This window comes from Hydrogenophaga sp. Root209, assembly GCF_001428625.1.
Lineage (GTDB): Bacteria > Pseudomonadota > Gammaproteobacteria > Burkholderiales > Burkholderiaceae_C > Hydrogenophaga.
On the sequence record NZ_LMIE01000001.1, the window covers coordinates 548,068 to 556,199 of the forward strand.

Sequence of the window (8,132 nt, forward strand, 5' to 3'; positions counted from 1 at the left end):
GATGAATCTGAGGTCTTGGGCCAGCAATGTGATCGTCTTTATCCGGGAAAACCCGAAGCATGATGCACGGTGCATCATATATCATGCGTCCAATCGGAAGCGGAATCAAGGTGTCATGAGACGGCTTGAACACCGTCATCACCGATGCGCAGCCGGCGCGTTGGACAGCTGGCTTACCCATTCCTCAATTTGGAGACAACACCATGAAAGCAATCCCTACCAGTCGACGCCACGCGTTGCTTCGCGTGGGCGCGGCCTGCCTGCTCGGGCTGAGCACGCCGGCGTTTGCGCAGTCGAATGACATCAAGATCGGTTTCGTGCTGCCCCTGTCGGGTGGCACGGCGACGATCGGCAACCAGACCAAAGTCGGCGCGGAGATTGCGATCGAGCAGATCAATGCCGCGGGCGGAATCAAGTCCATGGGCGGGGCCAAGCTGGTCGCGGTGTTTGCGGACAGCCAGTCCAAGCCTGACGTGGGGGTCGCCGAGACAGAACGCCTGATCACGCGGGAGCAGGTGTCGGTCATGGTGGGGGCGTACAACAGCGCCGTCACGTTCCCGGCCACGGAAGTTGCGGAGCGGTACAAGACGCCATGGCTGGTGACCGGATCGGTAAAGGACGAGATCACAGAGCGGGGATTCCGCTACATCTTCCGCCCGAACAACAAGGCCACATTTGATGCTCGCGAACAGATGGACGCAATCGATCTATTGGCAAAAGAAACCGGCAACAAGCCACAAACGATCGGGCTGTTCTACGAAGGCACGGACTGGGGGCGTTCGCACACCGCCAACATCAAGAAGATGGCATTGGAGCGGGGCTACAAAATTTCGCTCGACGAGTCGTACCCGCCGAACCAGTCCGACTTTTCCGCACAGCTGTTGAAGATTCGCGCGAGCAAACCCGATGCTTTGATCGTCGTGGCCTACACGCCCGACCATATTCTGTTCACGCGCCAGTTCGCTGAAAACCGCCTCAACGTTCCTTACGGAATCCACTCCGTCGGTGGAGGTTCGGAAGACCCATCGTTCTACAAATCGGTCAGCCCCAAGGCGTACGACCTGATGTTCGTGCAGGACGATTTTCAAGTGGACATCATGCAGGCGATCAAGGATCCGAACGCATTGGACGCCGACAAGAAGTTTCTGGCACGGATGGGCTATGGGCTCAATGCCTACGGGGCGCAAGGTGTCTCCAACGCATACATCCTGCGCGACGTGCTGGAGCGTGCCGGATCTGCCGATCGGGAAAAGATCCGCGATGCATTGGCCAAGACAGACATCAAGAGCGGGCCTGCGTTGATAACCGGCTACAGCCGGATCATCTTTGACGAGAAGGGCCAAAACCCGCATGCCCACGGAGTCATCACGCAGAACATTGGCGGAGAGCGTCGCACGGTGTGGCCTGCCGCCAACCGCCTGGCAGGCACCAAGCCAGTCTGGCCCCTGCCTGAGTGGTCCAAGCGCTGATCCTGTCCGCGGCTTCAACCCGGGTGCCCTCCGCCACATGCGGCGGGCACCCTCATCACGGAAACCGGTATGGATCCCCTCATCTTCTTCTACGCGCTCATCAACGGGCTGCTGCAAGGTGCCATCTATGGCGGCATTGCCCTTGGCCTGAGTCTGATCTTCGGTGTCCTGCGCGTCATCAACTTCGCGCACGGCTCCTTCCTCATGTTGGCCATGTACGCGACCTACACGCTGTGGTCTGTCTTCGGATTGCATCCCTACGTCGCAGCGGTGGTAACCATGCCGCTGCTGTTCGGTATTGGCTACTTCACACAGAGCGTCATCATTTCTCCGCTCTTCAAGCGGGAGTCAACCCTCGTGGTCGAGCCACTGGGTGCGCTGTTGCTGACCACTGGCGTCTACCTCGTCATGGACAACCTCGTCCTGATGGGATACGGGCCGGATGTTCGATCGGTGAGCGTGGACTTCGCTGGCGGCACGTTTGAAGTTGCGGGGCTCCCCATCAGTATTCCCCGCTTCGTTGGTTTCGTTGCCGCCATTGCCGTGGCATGGGGCTTGTGGTGGGGACTGAAACACACCGACGTGGGGCGCTCGATCCGCGCAACGGCTCAGAACCGTGATGCCGCAGCCATGAGTGGCGTGAACGTCTATCGGGTCTACAACCAGACATTCGGACTGGGTGCGGCCATCCTCGGTCTCTTCGGCGCGCTGCTGGTGCCCTTCCTCTCGATCACTCCGACTGTGGGTCTGATGTTCGGCGTCAAGTCGTTTCTGGTGGTGGTGCTCGGTGGCATCGGATCGATTCCTGGGTCAATCGTGGGCGGACTGCTGCTGGGCGTCTTCGAATCGCTGATTTCGCAGTTCGTCACAGCCACCTCGGCGGCCATGTTCTCCTTCCTCATCTTCATCGTTGTCCTGCTGGTCCGCCCCAATGGCCTGCTGGGCCGCAAGGCATGAGGGCATCGCTATGTCAAGAATGAATTCGTTCTCAAGCTCTCCTTCCACGGTGATCCTCGGCGTGCCGATGATCGCGATCGCGGCCCTGCTGCCGCTCTTCGTCAGCGACTCGTACACGATGCACTCGCTGACCATGATCCTGTATTTCGCGTACATGGCCACAGCGTGGAACTTTGTATGCGGATACGTAGGCCAGCTATCGCTGGGCCATGCTGTCTTCTCGGGCATGGCGGGCTACGTGACGGTGCTGCTGTTCACGATGTTCGGCATCTCGCCCTGGCTGGGCATGCTTGCGGGCGGGGGCTTCGCAGCGCTCTTGTCGCTGGCCATCGGCTACCCGACGTTCAAGCTCAAAGGCCCGTACTTCACGCTGACCACCATCGCCTTTGCCGAGATCGTGCGGATCTGGTTCGAGAACACCGACGACTTCCTGGGTATCCCGCTCAAGGGTGCGCAAGGGCTCGTGGTGCCACCGAGCGAGCTGGGCGGCCTGGCCTACCAGTTCGAAGGAAAGATGCCGTACTACTACATTGCCCTGGTGATGTTGGTGCTGGTTCTGCTGGCCACGATCGCTCTGGAGCGATCACGCCTGGGCTACTACCTCAAGGCCATCCGGGGTGATCAGAACGGTGCCGAGGCGCTGGGCGTCAATCCCACACGCTGTTCGCTGATCGCTCTCGCGGCAAGTGCGTTCATGACCGGTCTCGGCGGGGCCTTCTATGCGCAGTTCTTCCGCTACATCAATCCCGAACGCAACATGAGTATCGAGTTCTCGCTCGATGTGGCCCTGATGGCGATCGTGGGTGGGCAGGGGACGGTGCTGGGCCCCATGTTGGGCGCCTTGGTACTGCACCCCATCGCTGAGTTCTCCCGCACATACCTTGGGGGGACCTTTCTCGGCCTGCACCTGGTCATCTACGGCGTGATCCTGATCATCGCGGTTCTGTATTTTCCCAAGGGCATCATCGCGCCCATCGATCGGTGGTTTCGCAAACGCCTTGCTCAGGGAGGGGCGAAGAAATGAGCGAATCCAAGAATCCTCTGCTCCGAGTGCAGGGACTGTCAAAGCGCTTCGGCGGCCTCAAGGCTGTCAATGAAGTCTCGTTCGATCTCCAGCAAGGTGAAATCCTCGGGTTGCTCGGGCCCAACGGCGCAGGCAAGACCACTGCCTTCAACTTGATCGCCGGCTTTCATCGCGCCGACCAAGGCCGCATCCTGTTCGAGGGGGCAGACGTGCTCGGCATGGCGCCCAGCGACATTTGCCGTGCAGGCATCGCACGCACCTTTCAACTCTCGCGGCCTTTTGGAGGTTTGTCAGCGGTGGAGAACGTGATGGTCGGGGCGTTCGCGCGGCTGAAATCCACCACCAAGTCGCGAGACCTGGCGATGGAGTTGCTCGACTTCCTGAACATGAGCGACCGCTGCACCGCGGACGCGAACGACCTCACAGCGTTCGACAAGCGAAAGATCGAACTGGGTCGAGCACTGGCGACACAGCCAAGGCTGTTGCTCATGGACGAGGTGGTGGCGGGGGCCACGCCCAGTGAGGCGGCCGAGATGGTGGCGCTGGTGCGCAGGGTGCGCGACCGCGGCATCACGGTCCTGATCGTGGAGCACGTGATGAAGGTGATCATGGGTCTGTCCGACCGTGTGATCGTGATGGATCAAGGCTGTCTGATCGCCAATGGTGAACCGCAGACTGTGGTCAAGGATCCGCGAGTTCTGACCGCGTACTTTGGAGAAGGCTATGTCGGCACCGATGTTTAGTGTGAGGGATTTGTGGGCCGGCTATGGGGAGCAACAGGTGCTCAGGGGCATCAACCTCGACCTTCAGCCCGGCACCATCACTGCCCTGATCGGCGCCAATGGCGCGGGCAAGACCACTTTCCTCAGAGCCGTCTCCGGCTTGGTGAAAACCACCAAGGGTTCGGCCACTCTGGAGGGGTGCTCGCTCACCGGCCTGGCACCGCACCGGATCGTGGATCAGGGCTTCGTGCAGTCGCCCGAGGGCAAGCAGCTCTTCCCGGCAATGACGGTGATGGAGAACCTGATGGTCGGCGCCTCCACCCCAAGAGCGCGGGCACGTCGACCTAAGACGATGGATGAGATCTTCGCCCTGTTCCCCATCCTGGACGAGCGACGCCATCAGTTGGCCGGCACCATGTCGGGTGGTCAGCAGCAGATGGTCGCCGTGGGGCGCGCGCTCATGGCCTTGCCTCGAGTGCTCGCGCTTGATGAGCCTTCGCTTGGTCTAGCACCCATCATGGTTGATCGACTTTTCGAAGGCATTCGCAAGATCCGCAGCATTGAACTCGCGGTCCTGGTCATCGAGCAAAACGTGCAGATGGTGCTGAACATGGCCGATCACGGTTTCGTGGTCGAGAACGGAACCATAGCCATGAGCGGAACTGGTCGCGAACTGCTGCACAACCCGCAGTTGAGGGCCAGCTACCTCGGTATTTGAAACCCGGACCTGGCCAATCGGGCCGGGTCACGTTCCACCCTCGCATACCGTCTGATTTGAAAATATATGGTGCATCACACGTTCATTGAAAGGAACACATCCATGCCGCAGCCCAGTCCTGCCCGCCGAGCGGACATCACGGATTTCACACCCACCGCCGAGGAGGTGGCCCGCCTGCGCGAGAAGGCGCAATTCGTTCGTCTGGAGACGATCCGGCTGATCGAGATCGCCAAGGTCGGCCACTACTCCTCGGTCTTCTCCGCCGCCGAGATCTTTGCCTCGCTGTACTACGACGTCATGGCCCTGCGCCATGGCGAGCCGGCCTGGCCAGACCGCGACCGCTTCCTCATGGGCAAGGGTCACGCTGCGGTAGGGCAGTTTCCTATCCTGGCGGAGTGGGGCTTCATCAGCAAGGCGGACCTGGACGGCTACACCCGCTTGGGCAGTGCGCTCGGTGACCATCCCGACATGACCAAGGTACCCGGTATCGATTTCAGTTCGGGCTCGATCGGCCACGCGCTGTCGGGCGGATGCGGCATGGCCATGGGCGGGCGCATGTCCCGGCGCGACTTCCATGTCTTCGTGATGCTGGGTGATGGCGAAATGCAGGAAGGGCAAGTCTGGGAGGCCGCGTTGTTCGCCGCCCACAACAAACTCTCGAGGCTGGTCGCCATCGTGGACCGCAACGGATACCAGCTCGACGGCAAGGTGGATGACGTGATGGGTGTCGAGTCACTGCCCGAAAAGTGGCGCGCGTTTGGCTGGGAAGTGCACGAGGTGGACGGGCACAGTGTGAGCGACCTCACGGCCCTCATGCGGCGCCTCAAGGCGGACACCGGGCGCGACAAGCCGGTGTGCGTGATCGCCAAAACCATCAAGGGCAAGGGCGTCTCCTACATGGAGACTGAACCCGGCTGGCACCTGGGCTACCTGGCACCGGAAGACGCAAAACGCGCCGTCGAAGAAATCATGAGCAAGGAGATCTGAACCATGAACCCCCAACCGCTTTCCCCCGATTCCTGGCAGTACCGCGCGCTGAACCAGATCACCCCGGGCCTGAACCACTTCTCGGACGCGCTGATCGAACTGGCTGAGCAGGGCTATCCCGTGATGGCGGGCTCGGCCGATCTGCAGTACTCCAACGGGCTCAACAAGTTCGCCAACGCCTACCCGGAGCGCTACGTGCAGTTCGGCATCTCCGAGCAGAACATGGTGACCGCAGCGGCCGGCCTGGCGACGACGGGCCAGATTCCCTTCGTTGCGACCTTCGCGTCCTTCCTGGGTCTGCTCTGTTGCGAGCAAATCCGGATGGACGTGGCCTACAGCAAGCTGCCGGTCCGGCTGGTGGGCCACCACACGGGCATCTCGCTCGGCTTTTATGGCACCTCACACCATGCGACCGAAGACATTGGCACCATGCGCTCCATCGCGGGGTTGACGGTGATCTCGCCGGCCGATGGCCCGCAATTGGCCAGCGCCATCAAGGCATCGATCAATTGGCCCGAACCGATCTACTTTCGCATCGGCCGGGGGCGTGAACCCGATGTGTACGAGAAGGGCGCGGCGTTCGAAATCGGCAAGGCCATCGAGCACAGCCGCGGCACCGACCTGACCATCATCGCTTGCGGCATGACCGTGAAAGGCGCGCTTGAAGCCGCAGGGGCTCTGGGCAGCGCGGGCTTCTCGGTGGGCGTGATCGACATGGCTACCATCAAGCCGCTGGACCGCAACGCGGTTTTGCAGGCCGCGGAGCGCTCGCGGGTGCTCATGACGGTGGAAGAGCACAACGTGCTCGGTGGTCTGGGCGCGGCAGTGGCCGAGGTGCTGGCCGACGAAGGCGCGGGCGTGCGCCTGGTGCGACACGGCATTCATGACGAATACAGCCTGATCGCACCCCCCACCCACCTGTACGCTCACTACAAGCTCGACGGCCCAGGCATCGAAGTCGTGGCGCGTCAGGCCATGCAGGGCAAGAAGTCCACGGCCAGCCCGGCGCCACAGTTCGCTGTTACCGGTGGAGGTGCCAAATGAGCACTCCCACCACGATGCGTTTCATCGACCATGGCCAGGGCGGCGGCCCCGAGGTTCTCGTTTCGAGAACCTGTCCGGTGCCGACACCCGGAGAGGGCGAAATCCTGGTCCGGGTCGCCTACGCGGGCGTCAACCGCCCGGAAGCGCTGCAACGCAAAGGGCTCTACGCGCCGCCACCTGGCGCCTCGACGATTCTGGGCCTCGAGGTATCGGGCGAGGTCGTGTCGTTGGGCGGCGGTGCCACCCGATGGTCTGTCGGCGACAAGGTCTGTGCCCTGACCAACGGTGGCGCGTATGCCGAGTACGTGGTGGTGCCCGAAGGTCAGGCCTTGCCCGTGCCCGCGGGACTCTCGATGCTGCAGGCAGCGGCGCTGCCGGAAAACTTCTTCACCGTTTGGGCCAATGTCTTTCAGCGCGGCGGCCTTCGCCGTGGAGAGAGCTTTCTCGTGCATGGCGGTTCGTCGGGCATCGGTCTGACCGCCATCCAGTTGGCCAAGGCGTTTGGCGCCAGCGTGTTGTGCACGGTGGGCAATGCCGAGAAGGCTGCGGCATGCAAGGCAGCGGGCGCCGATATCGCCATCAACTACAGGGATCAGGACTTCGTGGACGTGGCGCTGAAGGCGACGGAGGGCCGCGGCATGAACGTGGTGCTCGACATGGTCGGCGGCACCTATGTCGAACGCAACCTGCGCGCATTGGCCGTCGAGGGTCGATTGGTGCAGATCTCCTTCTTGGAATCGTCCCGGCCGGAGCTGGACTGGACGCCCTTGATGGTCAAACGCATCACTTTCACCGGGTCCACCTTGCGCCCGAGAAGCCTGGCGGACAAGACATTGATCGGCCAGGAACTGGTGGATCAGGTCTGGCCCTTGCTGAGCGCGAAGCGCATTGCGCCAGTGATCCACAAGGTGTTTCCGATGGATCAGGCATCACATGCGCACGCTCTGATGGAGTCTTCCGAGCACATCGGGAAGATCATGCTGGAAGTCTAGAGCCAGGAACCAGGGGTCGAGCACGGTGTGGCCGGTCAGACTTTCTGGGCTTCTCCCGCACCGCAGGACGCCGACGCTAAGTTGAGTACCCTTGCCAATTATGTCTATGGCGTGTTAACACTAATTCCAAGATCAGCAGATTTCCAAGAAACTGGTGCCATGGAAATCACACCTGAACAGTTCTCGCGCATCGAACATTGTTTGCCTCTGCAGCGCGGC

The 8,132-nt window shown here is 61.5% G+C and carries 9 protein-coding genes; all 9 read left to right on the top strand.

Features of this window, described 5'->3' with window-relative positions; translation table 11 throughout:
• The first annotated feature begins 125 nt into the window (after positions 1-125).
• Complete coding sequence (locus tag ASE11_RS02690) at positions 126-1,469, top strand: ABC transporter substrate-binding protein (RefSeq protein ID WP_235501166.1); 1,344 nt, start codon at positions 126-128, stop codon at positions 1,467-1,469.
• 69 nt (positions 1,470-1,538) lie between these two features.
• Positions 1,539-2,426 (top strand): branched-chain amino acid ABC transporter permease, encoded by an 888-nt coding sequence (locus ASE11_RS02695; RefSeq protein WP_056265452.1) that lies wholly within the window; start codon positions 1,539-1,541, stop codon positions 2,424-2,426.
• A gap of 19 nt (positions 2,427-2,445) precedes the next feature.
• Complete coding sequence (locus ASE11_RS02700; protein ID WP_056265455.1) at positions 2,446-3,450, top strand: branched-chain amino acid ABC transporter permease; 1,005 nt, start codon at positions 2,446-2,448, stop codon at positions 3,448-3,450.
• The gene (locus ASE11_RS02705; RefSeq protein WP_056265458.1) at positions 3,447-4,193 is read left to right on the top strand and encodes an ABC transporter ATP-binding protein; all 747 of its coding nucleotides are present in this window, start codon (positions 3,447-3,449) and stop codon (positions 4,191-4,193) included. The genes ASE11_RS02700 and ASE11_RS02705 overlap by 4 nt, the downstream gene beginning before the upstream one ends.
• Entirely contained in the window at positions 4,174-4,890 is a 717-nt protein-coding gene (locus ASE11_RS02710) for an ABC transporter ATP-binding protein (protein WP_056265462.1), read from the top strand. Before ASE11_RS02705 ends, ASE11_RS02710 begins: the two co-directional genes overlap by 20 nt.
• A 102-nt stretch (positions 4,891-4,992) precedes the next feature.
• Positions 4,993-5,877, top strand: a complete 885-nt coding sequence (locus ASE11_RS02715; protein WP_056265699.1) for a transketolase — start codon at positions 4,993-4,995, stop codon at positions 5,875-5,877.
• A gap of 3 nt (positions 5,878-5,880) precedes the next feature.
• A complete protein-coding gene (locus tag ASE11_RS02720; protein ID WP_056265465.1) occupies positions 5,881-6,921 on the top strand; it encodes a transketolase family protein in 1,041 nt (346 codons plus the stop codon).
• A gap of 14 nt (positions 6,922-6,935) precedes the next feature.
• Entirely contained in the window at positions 6,936-7,913 is a 978-nt protein-coding gene (locus ASE11_RS02725; RefSeq protein ID WP_082585475.1) for an NAD(P)H-quinone oxidoreductase, read from the top strand.
• A gap of 27 nt (positions 7,914-7,940) precedes the next feature.
• The coding region (locus ASE11_RS26395) for a hypothetical protein (RefSeq protein ID WP_235501167.1) at positions 7,941-8,132 on the top strand (192 nt) is incomplete at its 3' end.